This window comes from Pseudorhizobium halotolerans (assembly GCF_902153235.2).
Lineage (GTDB): Bacteria > Pseudomonadota > Alphaproteobacteria > Rhizobiales > Rhizobiaceae > Neorhizobium > Neorhizobium flavum.
In genome coordinates, this window is sequence record NZ_CABFWE030000020.1 from 1 (window position 1) to 16249 (window position 16249).

The 16249-nt window shown below is 59.6% G+C and carries 16 protein-coding genes; 4 read left to right on the forward strand and 12 right to left on the reverse strand.

Annotated features, from left to right (window positions below):
- Nucleotides 1–906 precede the first annotated feature (906 nt).
- Complete coding sequence (locus FN060_RS22925; protein ID WP_142590197.1) at nucleotides 907–1182, forward strand: hypothetical protein; 276 nt, start codon at nucleotides 907–909, stop codon at nucleotides 1180–1182.
- A 146-nt stretch (nucleotides 1183–1328) separates the two neighbouring features.
- On the opposite strand, the gene FN060_RS22930 is transcribed toward FN060_RS22925, so the two are convergent.
- The 3 genes from FN060_RS22930 to FN060_RS22940 all read right to left on the reverse strand — a co-directional run bounded on the left by FN060_RS22930 (nucleotide 1329) and on the right by FN060_RS22940 (nucleotide 5112).
- On the reverse strand, nucleotides 1329–2855 hold the full coding sequence (locus FN060_RS22930; RefSeq protein ID WP_183950123.1) for a glycosyltransferase family 39 protein: 1527 nt from the start codon (nucleotides 2853–2855) through the stop codon (nucleotides 1329–1331).
- A gap of 217 nt (nucleotides 2856–3072) precedes the next feature.
- Nucleotides 3073–4215, reverse strand: coding sequence for a glycosyltransferase (locus tag FN060_RS22935; RefSeq protein WP_342345196.1), 1143 nt, complete (start codon nucleotides 4213–4215; stop codon nucleotides 3073–3075).
- A 141-nt stretch (nucleotides 4216–4356) separates the two neighbouring features.
- Nucleotides 4357–5112, reverse strand: a complete 756-nt coding sequence (locus FN060_RS22940; protein ID WP_142590199.1) for a phosphatase PAP2 family protein — start codon at nucleotides 5110–5112, stop codon at nucleotides 4357–4359.
- Nucleotides 5113–5207: 95 nt separating this feature from the next.
- Between FN060_RS22940 and FN060_RS22945 the strand changes: the two genes are divergently transcribed.
- Together FN060_RS22945 and FN060_RS22950 are read left to right on the forward strand one after the other, a co-directional pair.
- Complete coding sequence (locus FN060_RS22945; RefSeq protein WP_142590200.1) at nucleotides 5208–5906, forward strand: response regulator transcription factor; 699 nt, start codon at nucleotides 5208–5210, stop codon at nucleotides 5904–5906.
- 16 nt (nucleotides 5907–5922) lie between these two features.
- Nucleotides 5923–7032, forward strand: a complete 1110-nt coding sequence (locus FN060_RS22950) for a sensor histidine kinase (RefSeq protein WP_142590201.1) — start codon at nucleotides 5923–5925, stop codon at nucleotides 7030–7032.
- 100 nt (nucleotides 7033–7132) lie between these two features.
- On the opposite strand, the gene FN060_RS22955 is transcribed toward FN060_RS22950, so the two are convergent.
- From FN060_RS22955 to FN060_RS22990, 8 genes are all read right to left on the reverse strand, one after another.
- Nucleotides 7133–8071 carry a 3-hydroxyacyl-CoA dehydrogenase NAD-binding domain-containing protein gene (locus FN060_RS22955; protein ID WP_210310842.1) on the reverse strand — a complete coding sequence of 313 codons (939 nt, stop codon included), beginning with the start codon at nucleotides 8069–8071 and terminating at the stop codon, nucleotides 7133–7135.
- A 27-nt stretch (nucleotides 8072–8098) separates the two neighbouring features.
- Nucleotides 8099–9034: a 3,5-dioxohexanoate:acetyl-CoA acetone transferase gene (gene kce / locus FN060_RS22960; RefSeq protein WP_142590202.1), complete on the reverse strand. Its 936-nt coding sequence runs from the start codon at nucleotides 9032–9034 to the stop codon at nucleotides 8099–8101.
- Between the two features lie 20 nt (nucleotides 9035–9054).
- On the reverse strand, nucleotides 9055–9843 hold the full coding sequence (locus FN060_RS22965) for an SDR family oxidoreductase (protein WP_142590203.1): 789 nt from the start codon (nucleotides 9841–9843) through the stop codon (nucleotides 9055–9057).
- A gap of 36 nt (nucleotides 9844–9879) precedes the next feature.
- Nucleotides 9880–10590: an ABC transporter ATP-binding protein gene (locus FN060_RS22970; protein WP_142590204.1), complete on the reverse strand. Its 711-nt coding sequence runs from the start codon at nucleotides 10588–10590 to the stop codon at nucleotides 9880–9882.
- Nucleotides 10587–11354 (reverse strand): ABC transporter ATP-binding protein, encoded by a 768-nt coding sequence (locus FN060_RS22975; RefSeq protein ID WP_142590205.1) that lies wholly within the window; start codon nucleotides 11352–11354, stop codon nucleotides 10587–10589. The genes FN060_RS22970 and FN060_RS22975 overlap by 4 nt, the downstream gene beginning before the upstream one ends.
- Complete coding sequence (locus FN060_RS22980) at nucleotides 11351–12631, reverse strand: ABC transporter permease subunit (RefSeq protein WP_142590206.1); 1281 nt, start codon at nucleotides 12629–12631, stop codon at nucleotides 11351–11353. Before FN060_RS22980 ends, FN060_RS22975 begins: the two co-directional genes overlap by 4 nt.
- A gap of 5 nt (nucleotides 12632–12636) precedes the next feature.
- Nucleotides 12637–13578: a branched-chain amino acid ABC transporter permease gene (locus FN060_RS22985; RefSeq protein WP_142590207.1), complete on the reverse strand. Its 942-nt coding sequence runs from the start codon at nucleotides 13576–13578 to the stop codon at nucleotides 12637–12639.
- Between the two features lie 70 nt (nucleotides 13579–13648).
- Nucleotides 13649–14881 carry a branched-chain amino acid ABC transporter substrate-binding protein gene (locus tag FN060_RS22990; RefSeq protein WP_142590208.1) on the reverse strand — a complete coding sequence of 411 codons (1233 nt, stop codon included), beginning with the start codon at nucleotides 14879–14881 and terminating at the stop codon, nucleotides 13649–13651.
- 275 nt (nucleotides 14882–15156) lie between these two features.
- On the opposite strand from FN060_RS22990, the gene FN060_RS22995 reads away from it, so the two are divergent.
- A complete protein-coding gene (locus FN060_RS22995; protein WP_142590209.1) occupies nucleotides 15157–15861 on the forward strand; it encodes a GntR family transcriptional regulator in 705 nt (234 codons plus the stop codon).
- 61 nt (nucleotides 15862–15922) lie between these two features.
- Here FN060_RS22995 and FN060_RS23000 read toward each other — a convergent pair.
- Nucleotides 15923–16249, reverse strand: a 327-nt coding sequence (locus FN060_RS23000) for a hypothetical protein (RefSeq protein ID WP_211181482.1), incomplete at its 5' end; no start/stop codon positions are given.

The following is a 16249-nucleotide window of genomic DNA, read 5'->3' on the forward strand; positions in this document are numbered from 1 at the left end:
GACCGCCCATTGCTCGTCCGACAGCCAAAACAAGCGACCCATTCAAGCCTCCAATCCATTGATTGGGAATCCTGAATCTGGTTTGCCGCAGCAAATCAACATGATCAATGGGTTTCGACCCTAGTCTGTTCAATGGCATATGAACGGTCCCGCTCCGCCATCGTCTGATAGATCATCTCGGCGACTTCTGGCGCCCTATTCATAGATACTCTACCTCCGACTTCACCTCAGCAACGTTGATATTCGCGTGCAGACTTCCGCTCTGTTCTGAGGATGAGCAAACATCCGGTCCGAATATGCGACAAATACCCGTCAAATTATCGCAGCCTGGCAGACTGGAAAATTGCCGAGGTTCAGGCGGATCGGCGAAGAGCCGAGATTAGAAACGAGATGATGAGGGGATTCGCCACGAAACCGGAACCATTCCCTTGGACGTGTTTAATACATGAAAAGCCCGGGAACAAAGGCGGGGACAAGCCAATCCGAGACTGTTGAAATGAAATGAAGCCGGTTGGTGGCAGACAAGTCGACGTGCGGAGCGGCGGACCGCAACGTCCGCATCCGGCCGTCTGGATGGCGTCACGTTCGCTCCTGGCTGATCGTGCCAGTCCTTCCGCAGATGCGGATCTGAGGGGACGAAACGGTCGGACCGACAGTTCTCATGGCCGGCCGAGCGAACTTCGGCACGCTAGTGAAGGGCTTCCGTCATCACGGCTCGTACTTCGATGTCCACCAGCGGAATAGGCGGGTAATAGCGCTTGACGCTTGCAATGGTCCACTACCACTCCCATCTGCCGGGGGTCATCCATTCAGCCGATCACATTTCCCTGGCCCCGGCCTCGGCGGGATGACACGTCCGGCAATGCCGAACTCTCCCCCAAGAATAATAACAAGGAGATACATACCATGGAAGCCGCAAAGACCCTTCACGAGATGACCGCACATGAGCGCCTCGACCTGATCGAGACAGTCGCGGATGCACTTGAATACAAGGCAGAGGAAGCTCTCGATGCCGGCCGACAGAACGTCGCCGCGAACAACTTCAATCTGGCAGCCGCAATCCGCGGCCTGGCGCCCCTGGACGCGAGTGACGATCTGGCCTCTGCCGAACTCCTCCTGCAGATCGGTATAAACTATTGTGTCGCTCCGGAGCCTAACCTTCAGAGGCGCGTCTACCACTAAGCGAGAGGCCCGCCACGGTACCAACGTTCCTGGACAACTCGACCTAAGCCAATTTCTGATCGGCTACCTGACTCTGCCCGCGTAACCTCTTTGTTTCAATGCATTTCCGGACAGGAGAAGGCAGTACATCTTCCCTAAGAGCGCTCCTAAGGTTGCGGATACGGCAGTGGATAAGGGGATACGAGGTTCCGGCCGATTGCAACTTCCGCTTCGAACAAGATTTCATTGCCGATCTCGACTGCGACTGGGGCTTGGCGATCGATGCGGGTGAAATGCGGACGGGCTGACTTCAGGCCACGGGCAAAGGAACCGGGACGACCGATGAGCAACACATCGCGACCGATCCAAGCGGCGGAATCAGCGAGGAAGGCAAAGCCACGAGGGTCGTCACCAAACACAAGAACTGTCGCCCGTGACCCAAGCGCCTCAGCGAGACGTGACGCTTCGACCCAGCTGAAGGCGACTACCAGAGGACGATCTTGCGGCGTTGTCACAGGCGCTAACAAACCGCGCTGAGCGAGGTTGTCTGCAAGGCCGCGCCAGGTGAACGATTCCTCCAGAAATGGGTCGAGCCCCAACCGGGCAATGAAGGCTGATGACGGAGGCGTGTACCGCATCACAGTTACGATCATGATCGCGATTCCAAGGATTGCGGCCGCGATGGCAGCAATGCCTCTGGCCAAACGATAGGATTGGTGGCGCCGAGCCGCCAATGAGGCAATGGCGTGGCCGAGGATCGGCAGCGAGAACAGCCACCCAGGCATCTGCCAATGCGGCAGCGCATCACCTCCCCAGAGCGGCATCGCGGTGAAGACGAAGATCGACGGCAGGCCAAGCGCTGCCAAGAATGCGGCGGGACCGGCACGGGAACCTTTGGACCGATACATCGAGATCGTCGCTGCGAGGGCGGCGACCAAGGTCCAAGGACCGAGATAGGCCATTTGCCCGAGCGCTGAACGAGCGAGCCCCGACCAGTCCGGGCCGCCTGAACCGACACCGCGCGATGACTGGAAAAGGAATCCAACCCAGTCATGCTGCAGGTTCCAAACGAAGACCGGCGACACCACGAGCCCGGTGATGGCAACCGCCAACCAGGGTGCGGGCGTCATGAGGCGACGGCGGTGGTGCGTCGCGAGAATAAAAACGGCCGCGCCCACAGCGAAAAGCACAGCGTGATATTTCGAAAGTCCGGCAAGGCCGAGCGTCAGTCCGGCGGCAAGCCAGAGCCGGCCTTCGCTCGCCGGAGTGAGCTTGGAAAACAGGATTCTGTCGAGGAGCCAGGCCGTCAGGGAAAGAAACATTACCAGGGGACCGTCCGGCACGAGCCAGGACCCGGCGGAGACCATGAAGAACGGCGCGAGGCTCAGCGCTAGCACTGTCCACAACCCCGCTCTCGGTCCCCACCGACGACAGGTGAGATCAGAGACCACCACACTGGTTATGGTGAACGCGAAAACAAAGGGTAGCCGCAGCACCAACACCGGCACGTCATCACCGAAAAGCGGCTTAGCAATCTCCCGCGTCGCCTTCACCCACCAGAATGCCATTGGCGGATGATCGAACCAAGAAAGCTGCCATCGCTTGGCAACCGCCATCGCATAGACCTCGTCGAGGCCGGGATCGAGCAGTGCCGCCAACCCTAAACGGACAAACGTTGCGACCAATATAACCATTGCAGTAGCGCGGAGTGTGGCAGCGCTGAAATCTTGCCGTCGCAACTTCGACGTGAACGAACGTCTTCTGGCCAATCCAGAAAAATGTGACGGGCGCACTGTCATGGGGGCGGCACTCCATAGTTGGGAACTGCTTGCAATCAAGGAGGAACCGGCAGAGCGGGCGGATACCAATCAGCGCCTGCGACACCAACCGCTTCGCAATACCCCTGCTGTTCTAACGAGCGCGCCAGGTGAGCATAGACGTTGCAAAATAGTTGAAGACAGCCCCCAGCCCCGCACCCGCCAGCCCTGCCATCCACCACCGGGAAGCCTGTTCATGGACGAGTTGCCCTGCACCCACATTGGCGATCACGCCTAAGCTGCAGACGACCCAGAACGAGGCGAGGCCAGAGATCAACCGCCAGCCTTTAAGCCTGCGGTCGCGATAGGTCAGAATATTGTTGAGGAAGAAGTTGCCGGTCATCGCCACGTAGGCCGCCGTCATCTGTGCCAGCGAGAAGGCCAAGCCACTTGCCAGTGCCATCTTGAGCACTGCGAGATGGACCACAACACCAGATCCGCCAATAAGGGCGAACAGCACGAAGCGGAGCGAAAGCAGATCGCCTGTCAACTTCGCCAGCAGGAGGCTCAGATATTCCGCCGCCACAAGGTTGTCGAGCTTGGAGAGCCCGTGCTGCCGCGGGCGAAAACGCAACGGGATTTCGCTCGTCTGCAGCGGCTGTTTGGTCGACGCAAGGATATCCATCAGGATCTTGAAGCCTTGGGTAGAAAGACGCGGCGCGAGAGCTTCGAAGGCTGGGCGGCGTATGGCGAAGTAGCCGCTCATGGGATCGCTGACATCGATGTGCAGAAGCGTTCGTGCGAGCTGTGTCGCGATCCGGCTACCGCCGAGACGCGCACGAGAGAGGCCATCGGCAGCACTGCCGGAACGGTAGAACCGGCTCGCGATCACGAGGTCGTCGCCTGCTCGGATACGGCGAAGCATCTCCGGCAGAAGCGACACGTCATGCTGCATGTCTCCGTCCATGATGGCGATGACTGCTGCCGACGAAGAGAGCATCCCCTCGATGGAAGCGCCGGCAAGACCCCGCCTCCCGATCCGGCGAATGCAGCGCACACGCCCGTCACGTCGGGCAATGAGCCGCACGAGGTTCGTTGTACCGTCCGAACTATCATCATCCACAAATATGACTTCCCAGTCGATGCCGCGTAGAGACGCGACAAGCGCTCTAACGACCAACTCCACGTTGGGTGCCTCGTTGAATGTGGGTACGATGACGGAAAGCTCAGGCGAACGTTGCGCTGAGTCATAGGCCAGGGTGGGTGGCTGTTCCACTACACATGCATTCTGCATCATCTCACGCAAACTTCTTTGGTTGTCTCTGGCAATTGGAAGGAACGGGGCCAATGCGAGGACCGCGGCACCGGCCGACGGGCAATCGAACCAAGGCCGAGATGCTGCACGCTGGCACCGTCCCATGGGCGACCCAACGGAGCTCTATGCCGGACGGGATTGACGGACGAATATTGAATCAATCTGCGGCGCGTTTCGTGAAAACGATCGCCAAAGCAGCGCCGCCAAGGCGAACATCAGGCTCCAGGCGATAACTACGTCTGACAGAAAGTGGGCTCCGAACACCACTCTGTTCAGGGAGAAGGCGGCCGCGACGGTACCAACCAAGAGGAGATAGAGTGTCGAGTACTTTGGCCTGATGAATACAACGAGTGTGAGCAGTGCGAAGGCACTTGCCGCCTCTCCCGAGATGAAGGAGCAATTCCTCACGCACTGGTCGGTGAACTCCCACGGTGGCGTGAAGAACGCAGTACCGCCAAACTCTTCCAGGCCTCGTGGACGAGCTCTGCCAACCAACATCTTGATCAGTTGGACCCCCAGCCCCGGGCCCGCTGCAAGGAACGTGACCACGAACAGTAATTTGTGCGGTGCAGGCGGATATTTCAGGTGCCTGAGGAAGGGATTGGGAATCAGGAGCGCCATTGCTATTCCTATGACGAACCAAGGCAGAAACCTGTTGGTGTCACGAAAGGCGATGAGGAAGCTGTTCCTGTTGAGTTCGAAGCCAGCCGCAGGGTTCCAGAAAAACCGACTTACGATTAGGTCAAGTTCGGGCATCGCTGCAAAAATCAGGGCGACAAAGCCCAAGAGCATGAGCGCCTGTGGAAGCAAACGGCTCGCTTTGTTCTCGCCGGTTTTCGAAGTTGCTTTCTGAATGTCGTTGAGGTCAGTTACGCTCATCGGTGGTTCCTCGTTGAGGACCACGTTCTCTCGCCGGATTGTCAAGATTTGACAGAGAGCCGGCAAAGAGCATGTCAAAGCCAGTGAGTTTGACTATGATTTCATCTCTCGTGCTGGTGGTCGAGGACGACGAAGAAATTGCGTCCCTCTTGGAAAAATACCTTGCAAGAGCTGGCTACCGGACGACCAAAGCATCAACAGGCCTTGCGGCTCTCGCTCATGTCCAGAGATTACAGCCGGACCTGATACTGCTCGATGTCGGCCTGCCGGATATGGATGGCTTCGAGTTTCTGACGAAGGTTCGGGCACAGTCCACTATACCGGTGATATTCGTTTCGGCGATGGACGACAGCACAGACAAGTTGCTCGGTCTTAAGCTCGGCGCTGATGACTACGTCACGAAGCCTTTCAACCCACAGGAAGTCGTGGCGCGTGTGGGAGCCGTACTGAAGCGAACAAGAGGCGTTGCCGGTCATGAGGTCATCCGGCATGACGGGATCGAAGTTCAACTGGATTCGCACATCGCGATCGCCTCTACGGAGAAGGGTCGGGTTGAATTGCCGTTGACTGCAACCGAATTTCGCCTTCTCGTCTGTTTTGTTCGGTCTCCTTTCAAGACGTTTGAACGAGCATCCCTATTGGACGCCTGTATGCCCGAAAGTGACGCCCTGGATCGAACCGTCGATACGCACATCGCCAATCTGAGGCGAAAACTCGCGAATTTTGGCCAGGAGGGCTATATAAAAGCAATAAGAGGCATAGGCTATCGCTTCGCGAGGTCGACGGGTGTCTAGACCGGCTCTCTCAACGATGACGGCGGGTCTGGTAGCGGTCATTCAACTTGTGACGATCGCGCTCCTCTACGTCTTGGTCGATTGGTATATCGATCACGCCGAAGTATCCGCATTGGATGCCCTGCCTCCCGATGCGAGAACTGCGTGGGAAAGTATCAATAGAGGCGAAATCCCCGATGCGAACGCGCTCGCAGCACTGGCGCCGCTCTATCCGCAACTCGAGGAAGCCACCGAGGCGTCACCCGTCGAAGGTGTATTAGGCGTGGGCTTTGTGCTGATCGTCTTCACAAGCGGCATCGGGGTGGTCCTGGCGTATCGGCTCGTAGCCCCCCTCACCCGCCTGACTGCGGCCGCGGAAAAGATTGGACAAGGCGATTTTGAGGTCACTGTTGAAGCTGGTGCAACCAAGGAAGTGGAAGCACTTGCGATTACGATCAATCGCATGGCGAGCGAGTTACTCGCCCTGGAGACCCGTCTGAAATTCAATACGCGGGCCGTTGCCCACGAATTGCGTACGCCGCTGACCGTGCTACAGGGCAATCTGCAAGGGATGACGGACGGCGTGATTCCTGCCAGTGAGGAGCAATTACGAGCTCTTCTGGTGCAGACCCAAGGAATGTCCCGTCTCGTGGACCAACTCAATACACTTTCGTTGGCGGGCACCATCAATTTCGTCACGGCAACAACGGCAACCGACTTGGCTCTCCATGTTTCTGACACGGTAGCGTTGTTCCAGACTTCCGCAGGTGACTCCGTCGATTTCCGAACTTCCCTCCGGCCCGCGCCGGCGAAGATCGATCCGGACCGCTTCCGCCAGGCTCTTCTCGCCCTGCTCGAAAACGCGCGCAAATACGCGGGCGATTGTGGCCCAATCGATGTTCATACCGGTGTGAACGAAGCCGGACAGTCATTCATTTGTGTGCGAGACAAGGGTCCCGGACTCCCCGACAATGTGCAGCACTCCTCTTTCGACATGTTCTGGAGAAGCGAGAGGCTGAACGGCCGCGGGTTAAGTGGCTCAGGGCTTGGTCTTACGATCGTTAAAGCCATCGCAGAAGGGCACAACTCGCGACTGGAAGTCGGAAATAACCCTGATGGCGGTGCCTATACCAAAATAACATTCTAGGTCTCGTGGAAGACCGGTCTCCAATTCTGGGGCCGAGACCGGGACTTCGGGACAATAGATCTCGACCCGCCGATCATCCAAGCTCACGCGACTCCACCAGTCACAGATGATCTTTCGGTCGCCGTATCGTCAGCATTTGGCGCAGTCTGCTGTCACGCTCCCGGGCCAGCTCCTCCATCGAGACATTTGCGTAGGCAAGCTCGACCGCCGTGGTCACGCGCTTCTGCAGATCCTCATCAGGCCGTGGCGTTCCGAGGTCGCGCCAGAGCATGTCCTGCATGGGTCCGAACATGCCCCAGAAACCCTGCATGCCTCGGTCGCCGCCGGCAAGGCGATACGTCAGAAGCGGTCCCATCAAGGCCCATCGCAGGCCGGGGCCATCGGTGACGGCGCGGTCGATGTCCTCTGCCGAGGCAACGCCACTTTCGAGCATGTGGATCGCTTCGCGGAAAATCGCAGCCTGCAGGCGGTTGGCGACGTGCCCGTAGATCTCTTTCTGCAGCCGAATCGTTGTTTTGCCCATGCGTTGATAGAGCTGCTCCGCGCTTCGCAGCGCGGCCTCCCCCGTTCTGGCGCCGCCCACCACTTCGACCAGCGGAACCAGATGCGGCGGATTGAAGGGATGCCCCAGCACCACCCGTTCCGGATGGGCGCAGGCACTCTGCATGTCGGTGACCGATATCGCCGATGAACTAGAAGCGACAACCACCCCTGGAGAAGTTACGGCATCAATCCGCCGCATCAGTTCGATCTTCTCTTCCACCCTTTCAATAGCATTTTCCTGGACGAAGCCTGTTCCTTGGCATGCTTCGGAGAGATCGGCGGTGAATCTCAGCGTGCCGCGCTTGTTCTTCTCGAGCACGGCGTGGGGTAGCGAAGACCAGCAGCGTTCGACGGAATCCTCCAGTTCCTTCGCGGCTCCTTCGCGAATATCGGTCGCGACCACATCCAGCCCGTGAGCCAGGAAAAGGCACGTCCAGCTGGCGCCGATGGTTCCCGTTCCGACGACGGTCACGCTTTTGATGTCTTGCGGGCTCAAGGCGATGCTCCTGCTGTAGCACAGGCGCTAGAACTGAACACGATCGGCACCCTTCAAAGCGAGCATCTCGCGGGCGTCGGCAGGAGTGGCGATCTCCAGCCCAAGTCCTTCCAGGACCTGCCGGATGCGGCGCACCTGGACGGCATTGGAGGTCGCCAGTTTTCCTGGACCATCCCAGAGCGAATCCTCGAGCCCGACGCGAACATTGCCGCCCATGGCAGCCGCCATCGTCGTAACGGGAAGCTGATGGCGCCCTGCCCCCAGAACGGACCAGATATAGTCGTCGCCGAACAGCCTGTCGGCCGTGCGCTTCATGTGCACTACATCGTCCGGATGGGTGCCGATACCTCCGAGGATGCCGAAGACCGTCTGGATGAACAGCGGCCCCTGGACCAGACCGCGGTCGCGGAAATGCGCCAGGTTGTAGAGGTGGCTTGTGTCATAGCATTCGAACTCGAAGCGCGTGCCGTTGCCGCCGCAATGCTCCAGTATGTGCTCGATGTCCTTGAACGTGTTCCGGAAGACCGTGTTGCGGGTCTTCTCCAGGTAGGCCGGCTCCCAGTCGTGCTGGAAGCTCTCGTAGCGACCCAGCATAGGATAGAGTCCAAAGTTCATCGATCCCATGTTGAGAGACGCGACTTCGGGAGCGAACTTCAGGGCGGGCTGAAGGCGCTCCTCCACCGTCATTGTGGGGCTTCCGCCGGTGGTGAGGTTCATCACCGCGTCCGTCGCCTGCTTGATCCGTGGCAGGAAGCGAGCGAAGGCCGCAGGATCCTGCGTCGGCCGGCCGTCCTCCGGGTCGCGAGCATGCAGATGCAGGATTGCTGCCCCTGCCTCAGCCGCTTCTATGGCGTTCGCGGCTATCTGGTCCGGCGTGACCGGCAAGTACGAAGACATGCTGGGCGTGTGGATGCCGCCTGTGATGGCACAGGTGATGATGACCTTGCGGGATGATCGAGCCATGGCCTCTTGTTTCCTTGCTATCAAATGTTTTCGACGTTGCCGCAGACGCTGATGGCTTGCCCCGAGATATTGGCGCCGCCCGGCGAGGCAAGGAAGAGCGCCATGGCGGCGACATCCTCCGGCTCCACCATGCGGCGCAGCGAGATGTTAGAGAGGTATTGCGCCTCCATCTCCTCATAGGCGACGCCCGAGGCTGCGGCGCGATCACGGATGACGCTTTCGATGCGAGCACCACGCACGACGCCCGGCAGGATTGCATTTACCCGCACGCCATCCGGGCCCATCTCCTTCGCCAGGCTCTGGGTCAGCCCGACGATGCCCCATTTGGCAGCCGAATAGGGCGTGCGAAGCGCATAACCCAATCGCCCCGCCACGGATGAGACGTTGATGATCGACCCAGCTTCGCTGGCGCGCAGCAGCGGTGCCGCCCGCCGCACGACCAGGAACTGGCCCATCAGGTCGATATCGAGCGTACGGCGGATATCTTCGACCGACAGTTCGTCGATCGCACCAGTGGGTCCGGCGATACCCGCATTGTTGATCAGCACATCCAAACCGCCTAGCTTCCTCGCCGTCTTTTCCAAAAGCGCGTCAACTTGGGCCTCGTCGGAAATATCGGCTTTTACGACGGCGACTTCCGGATGATGCCTTGCGAAACACTGCAAGGCCCCATCGTCGATGTCGCAAATCAGCACCTTCGCCTCAGCTTCGAGGAAGCCGCGGGCGATCGCGGCGCCGATGCCGGAAGCACCGGCTGTCACCAAAACTCGAAGACCGGGACGCGGGCTCAGCCGCTTGATCATGTTCATTTGCTGTCCGCTCGATTGCATGTGGGCGACACTATCTCAGGCCACTTCGAGCCAGTTGCGCCGTATATCAGGATGAGCATCCAGCTCTTCGGGCGTGCCTTTGAAGACGAGCTCGCCATGGCCCATAACCATCACCTGCCGGGCGACCTTGAGAGCGATCGTCAGTTTCTGCTCGACCAGCACCACCGCCACCCCGCGGCGGCCGATGTCGAGGATGACCTCCATCACCACCTCCACGATCTTGGGCGCTAGGCCCTCGGTCGGCTCATCGATCAGCAGCACGCGCGGGTTGCCCAGCAATGACCGGCAGATCGTCAGCATCTGCTGCTCACCACCCGACAGATAGCCGGCGCGGATGGCGCGTCGCTCCTTCAGGCGCGGGAAATAGTCGTACATCTCGTCAACCGACCAGCGGTGCGCGCCCGATGCTCCCTTCTGCACCCCCATGGCGAGGTTTTCCTCGACCGTAAGGTTGGGAAAAACCAGCCGTTCCTCGGGCACGTAGCCGATCCCCCGTCGGCAGATGTCGAAGGGTCGCTGCCCGGCCAGTTGAACTCCGGCCAACGTCACCGTCCCGCCGCTCGGCGGCACCAGGCCCATGATAGCCTTCAACAGGGTCGAGCGGCCGGAACCGTTCCGGCCGAGCAAGGAGACGACCGAGGCTTCCGGCACCTCCAGGTCGATCCCGTGCAGGATGTGGCTCTTGCCATAATGGGCGTGCAGTCCCTTTACCTCAAGCAAGCTCATGACGCCTCCTGACCGAGATAGGCTTCCTGCACGTCGCGATTAGCGCTGATGCGCTCCGGCGTGTCGGTTGCAAGGATGTTGCCGTAGACGAGAACCGACACCCGGTCGCAAAGGCTGAAGACCACGCTCATGTCGTGCTCCACCATCAGGAGGGTCTTGCCTTCGGTGACCGAGCGGATCAGTTCCACCGCCTGCGCGGTTTCCTCGCGCGACATGCCGGCGGTTGGCTCGTCCAGAAGGATGACCTCCGCCCCTGTCGTCAGCGTCATGCCGATCTCCAGGGCCCGCTGCTCGGAGTAGGTGAGATCACCTGCAAGGTCGTGCGCACGAGCTTCCAAGCCAACACGGGCCAGCGCCTCGGCCGCTTCCTCGTTCACTCGCCGCATCCGCGCGATCGGGCGAAACAATCCATAACGTACGCGGTGGCGGGCAAGAACGCCGATGCGCAGATTCTCCAACACGCTCAGTCGATGGAATATGTTGGTGATCTGGAACGAGCGCGCCAGCCCCGCCCTGTTGATGCGATGCGGCGGAAGGCCGCCGATGCTTTGACCGTTGAGCATGATCTCACCGGAAGAGGGCGCGAACATGCCGGAGATCAGGTTGAAGAGCGTGGATTTGCCTGCGCCGTTGGGGCCGATCACTGCGTGCCGCTCGCCCGGCCGAACGTCGAGCTCCAGCCCCTTTATAACCTCTATCGGGCCGAATGATTTGGTCACTGCCGATAGCCTCAGCGCCGGCTGCTCCTTGACCGGGACAATCATGTTGCACCTCCGAACGCGGCGGCCCCTGCCTTGGCTTCCTTACCTTTGCCCATCCTGCCCCAAAGCGCATCGATGCGCTGTCTCGAACGAACCATCAGGGCAAGACCGAAGACCAACAGGATCAGCGGGACCAGCCAGGTAAGAGGGCTGGTAGGCTGCCATGTCATGCCGAAGAGGGTATAAGGTGGGAAGCTTTCGGCTGCGGATTGCCTCAGCCTTGCATAGTGTTCGCCGAACAGGACGGAGATGGTTTCCGTCAGGAAGACCACGCCGCCAACCACCAGTACGCCGCCAAGAATGGCGACCAGATAAGGACCTGCAAGGCGGGACCAGTCGAGCTGGCGACGATTGCGGATGTGATGTTGTAATACACCGCCAATCCCCGCAGGCGCATAGAGCATCACCAGCACGAAGATCAGCCCCTGGTAGAATACCCAGGATCGCGTAACGTCCGAAAGCAGGAACGAGAAAAAGGTGAAGGCTGCAGCGCCGATGACGGGGCCGAAGAAGATGGTCGACCCGCCAACGAAAGTCTGCAGCACAACCTGCGCAGACACGTCGCTCGCAAACAGCGAATAGTTCGCTGTCTCATTCGAGAGCGCCAGCAACGCGCCAGCGACGCCCGTGAACATCGCCGAGATCGCGAACACGATCACCTTGGAGGAATGGGCGTTGTAGCCGAGGAAACGTACGCGCTGTTCGTTATCACGCAGAGCGAGCGTCAGACGGCCAAAGGGGGTGCGGGTATAGGACCAGAGAGCAAGACCGCACAGCACCACCCAGGTTAGTGTCAGGTAGTAGACTTCCAGCGTCGATCCGAAAATGATCCCGCTCCAGGGCATTCGCATGGAGGACACACCCGCTTCACCGCCGAACAAATCCTGCAGCCGCGGCGCCAGCGAGTGAAAGAGTTCGGCGATCGCAAGTGTGACCAGGGCAAAATAGACTCCCGAACGCATCGTCGCGAAGTAGCCGGCGATGAGCCCGATGAGGAGCCCCACTGCGGCACCGGCGAGCGGAACGAGTGGCGTCGGAAAGGGAAATCCGTCCTCGATTGCGATCATCAAGTGAAGGGCCGCGAAAGCCCCCAGCCCGAAATAGGCGGCATGGCCGAAGGAAAGCAGCCCGGCCTGGCCGATAAGCAGGTTGAACGCCAGGGCGAAGAGGCTCGCGATCAGCATGTTGACCAGCGCGTTCTGCCAGGCGATCCCCATGAACGGAGGGATGACGATTAGCAGAGCTAGGACAACGGGAAGAAGCAGGTTACGCATCGACATCCTCTCTAGTTGCGCTCGCCCATGAGACCCGCCGGACGGACCAACAGGACGATCAGCATCAGAGCAAAGGGAATGGTCGCGCTGACTGAGGATAGCTCGAGCGTCATCAGTCCTCCGAAGGAACGCGCCCAGTCACCAAGGCCCGCCAGCGAGAAGAGCGTCGCGAGCGACCAGTCAAGGCCGACAGCAAACGAGGAGAAGAGCCCAATCAGAAGTGACGCGAGTAGCGATCCCTTCAGCGACCCGAGGCCGCCGACGACCACGACCACGAAGACGATGACGCCGAGCTCCAGCCCCATGTTGGGATTGGTGGGGTAGAAGGCTCCGGCCACCGCCCCCGCAAGTCCGGCCAGCGCGGCGCCAGTTCCGAACACGAACATGAAGACCATCGGGATGTTGTGTCCCAGTGCCTCAGCCATCGCCGGAAGGCGTTCCGCCGCACGCACGATAATACCCGTGCGGGTGCGGGTGAGGAGCAACCAGAGCGCAGTAAACATCACGATCGCTACGCCGCCGATGAAGAGACGGTAGAAGGGATAGTCGGCGCCGAAGATCTGGAAGGCGGAAAAGCGCATCTCCGCGGGCATCTGGTAGTTCACCGGGAAGTCGCCGAAGAAGAGCTTGATAAGTTCCTCGATGATCAGCGCCAGACCGAAGGTCAGCAAGAGTTCATGGGCGTGACCATGGGCATGTACCCGCGGCAGAAGGAAGCGCTCGACCGCCATGCCCGTCATGCCGACGAAGATCGGCGCGACGATGATGCCGGCCCAGAAGCCGAAGACGGAGGACACCGCATAGGCGACATAGGCGCCCAGCATGTAAAACGACGCATGCGCGAAGTTCAGCACACCCATCATGCCAAAGATGAGCGTCAGACCGGCGGACACCATGAACAACAACAGTCCATAGGTCACGCCGTTCAACGTGGAGATGATCGCGAATTCCATGAGCGTTCCGGAAGCTGACGGTTGGGATGCTGGTCCGTAGGAGCCACGGACCAGCGTTCAATGACGAACCCTATTCCGCAGGGCGTTCCATCTTGCAGCTGTCCTGAACAGGACTGATCGCCTGGTCGCCGGCAATGACCTTCACCGTCTCGAAACCCATGTTCGTCCCGTCGGCCGGATATTTGGGATCCTCGACGACCTTGGAGACAACCACGGGGCGGATCGTCTGGTGATCTTCCTTACGGACCGAGATCGGGCCGATCGGGCTCTCGTAGGTAGTGTCTTCGAGCGCCAGCGCGATCTTGGTCGTGTCAATGTCGCCGCCGCCGAAATCAACGGCCCCTAAGGCCTGCTGCAGGGCACCTACCGCAAAGGCAGTATGGCCTTCGACGAAGATCGGATAATGACCCGTCGCAGCCTTGTAGCTTTCGGCGAATTCACCATCCGTTGCCGCGTTGTCGTAGTTGTTGGCAATGTAGTGGCCAAGCGCGGTCTTGCCGGCGTTGGCGATATTGCCGGGCTGATCGAGGAAGGCGGTGGCAAAGGTGACATCAAGGCCTGCATCGCCTGCCGCCTTCATCAGCAGCAGCAGGTCGTTGGACCAGTTACCAGTGAAGACGGTGTCCGGGCCTGCCGACCTGATCCGCGCCACGAAAGGCGCAAAATCCTGGATCTTGTTGACGTCGTGGAGCACCTCGTCGACGACCGTGTATCCGGCCTCTGCTGCCGCAGCTTCGACGGCAGCCTGCATGTCCTGGCCCCAGGAATAGTTCTGGTTGATCGAATAGACCTTGTCGCCGAGATCACCTGATTCCTTCATCGCGCTGACAAGCGCGTTCACCCGCATCGGAGCGGTCGTGGTGTAGCGGAAGTGGTAGAACTGGCACTTGTCGCCTGTCAGCTCCATCGCCTCGCCGCCAAGGTTGATGAAAATTACTTCCTTGCCGGGATTGCGAATGTTGTGCTTGCGCACATCTTCGGTGAGCTGGCCGGCAATGGCCGAGGAAGCTCCCTGGAAGATGATATCCACTCCATCGGCGACCGCCTGGCGAAACTTGTCCGCGGCCTCTGGCGAACCGCCGGCATTGTCGTATTCCGTGACGGTGACAGGCTCGCTATTGAAGCCGCCGGCCTCGTTGATGCGGTCGACACCATATTTGACGGCATTGGCATAAAGCCGACCCGTCGACGTCTGTGCGCCGGAGAGGCTTTCAATGATGCCGATCTTCAGTGGTTCGGCATGAAGGGCAGTTGCGCTTAATGCGGCTGCGGCCGAGACCGCGCTCATGACGAGAATTCTCATGTTCTTCTCCTCCCGAAGTGTCTGTCGGTGTGCCGCACCCTTCAGCTTTGACCGCCGAAAGTCCTCCTGAGGCACTGACAGGATCTAAGCACACTCATCGCACCCTGTAAATCCCTGAGATATGTGATCACACATCTCAATTTTCAGAGTAGTTGCTTTTCGTTGTGTGCTCGCGGGATTGAACGTAGAACGGCTGGACTTGGAGACCCTCAAGCAGGCAAGACTGATTTGACCACCGGCGAGGCCAGAGGCACGTGAACACTTTCGATCCGACAATGAAAAGCTCGCGGACGCTGGTGCCGGTTGATGTGTCGACGGTGCAGGATCGAGTCTACCAGAGCCTTAGGCTTGGTCTGCTCAAAGGAGAGTTCCTTCCAGGGGAGCAGGTTTCTATCCGCGCGCTCGCGGAAGTCTTCGGCACGAGCCCAATGCCGGTGCGCGAAGCCGTGGCGCGCCTGATTGCGGAACGCGCCATCGAACAGTCGGGACCCCGGACACTTCGCGTTGCGCCTTACATCGCCTCCGATCACGAAAACTACATTCGCATACGCATGCAATTGGAAGGCTATGCCGCCGAGCGGGCGGCCAGCGCACCGAAGAACCCTGCGTTCATCGATGCGCTGAGGCGCCACAACGACAGCATCCAGGAAGCCCTCGACGTTCGCGACTTCGATGCAGCACTTGCCGGTAACCAGGCATTCCATTTCGAGGTTTATCGTGCCGGCGGCTACCCGCAGCTACTCGATATCATCTCGACGCTGTGGCTTCGCACCGGCCCGATCGTAGCTTCAGCGCGCAAGGATGAAGGTCTGTTCTATCGGATCTTCAACAACGGCGTTCGCATCCACGCCAACGTCATCGAGGCGATCATTCAAAGGGACCGGGCAGCAGCGCGCCGCGCAATCAACCTCGACCTCCGCTCGTCCCACCTCTCAATCCGGCGCTTTTATCAACGTGCGTCTGCAGAGTCTGAAGTTTAGTTGTTCTCCCTTGCTTCTTGTCAGCGTCAGGCACGGCCCGTTGGTGCTCGCCCTCACGCCGTCATTCTCGGGTAGTCCAGACAGTGTGAACGATCCAACATTGATGCTGAGACGACCTCTGATTACAGGCCGCCGGAGAGTTGGGCCGTCGCACCGCCGAAGGGACGGAAGTCGTTAGGGGGCGGAAGTCGTTGACCATGGTCTTGTCGATCAGCACGCTGCGATCAGCCAGATGCAGGATGCGCTTCTTGCGCTTGACCTTGGCTGCAAGGTCGCAAGCGACAGAAACGCGGACTAAATCAATGCCTATGCCCGACCTGAGAGATAGGTGACGTTTTGTACCGGAGACATGGGTAACACTTTCCGCTTTTTCGCGGGAGGTGTTGAT

Bases quoted from the DNA above. Each gene is read 5' to 3' on its own strand.
- FN060_RS22925 (WP_142590197.1), top strand. From the start codon at position 907: ATGGAAGCCGCAAAGACCCTTCACGAGATGACCGCACATGAGCGCCTC.
- FN060_RS22930 (WP_183950123.1), bottom strand. From the start codon at position 2,855: ATGGTTATATTGGTCGCAACGTTTGTCCGTTTAGGGTTGGCGGCACTG.
- FN060_RS22935 (WP_342345196.1), bottom strand. From the start codon at position 4,215: ATGATGCAGAATGCATGTGTAGTGGAACAGCCACCCACCCTGGCCTAT.
- FN060_RS22940 (WP_142590199.1), bottom strand. From the start codon at position 5,112: ATGAGCGTAACTGACCTCAACGACATTCAGAAAGCAACTTCGAAAACC.
- FN060_RS22945 (WP_142590200.1), top strand. From the start codon at position 5,208: ATGATTTCATCTCTCGTGCTGGTGGTCGAGGACGACGAAGAAATTGCG.
- FN060_RS22950 (WP_142590201.1), top strand. From the start codon at position 5,923: ATGACGGCGGGTCTGGTAGCGGTCATTCAACTTGTGACGATCGCGCTC.
- kce (WP_142590202.1), bottom strand. From the start codon at position 9,034: ATGGCTCGATCATCCCGCAAGGTCATCATCACCTGTGCCATCACAGGC.
- FN060_RS22965 (WP_142590203.1), bottom strand. From the start codon at position 9,843: ATGAACATGATCAAGCGGCTGAGCCCGCGTCCCGGTCTTCGAGTTTTG.
- FN060_RS22970 (WP_142590204.1), bottom strand. From the start codon at position 10,590: ATGAGCTTGCTTGAGGTAAAGGGACTGCACGCCCATTATGGCAAGAGC.
- FN060_RS22975 (WP_142590205.1), bottom strand. From the start codon at position 11,354: ATGATTGTCCCGGTCAAGGAGCAGCCGGCGCTGAGGCTATCGGCAGTG.
- FN060_RS22980 (WP_142590206.1), bottom strand. From the start codon at position 12,631: ATGTCGATGCGTAACCTGCTTCTTCCCGTTGTCCTAGCTCTGCTAATC.
- FN060_RS22985 (WP_142590207.1), bottom strand. From the start codon at position 13,578: ATGGAATTCGCGATCATCTCCACGTTGAACGGCGTGACCTATGGACTG.
- FN060_RS22990 (WP_142590208.1), bottom strand. From the start codon at position 14,881: ATGAGAATTCTCGTCATGAGCGCGGTCTCGGCCGCAGCCGCATTAAGC.
- FN060_RS22995 (WP_142590209.1), top strand. From the start codon at position 15,157: ATGAAAAGCTCGCGGACGCTGGTGCCGGTTGATGTGTCGACGGTGCAG.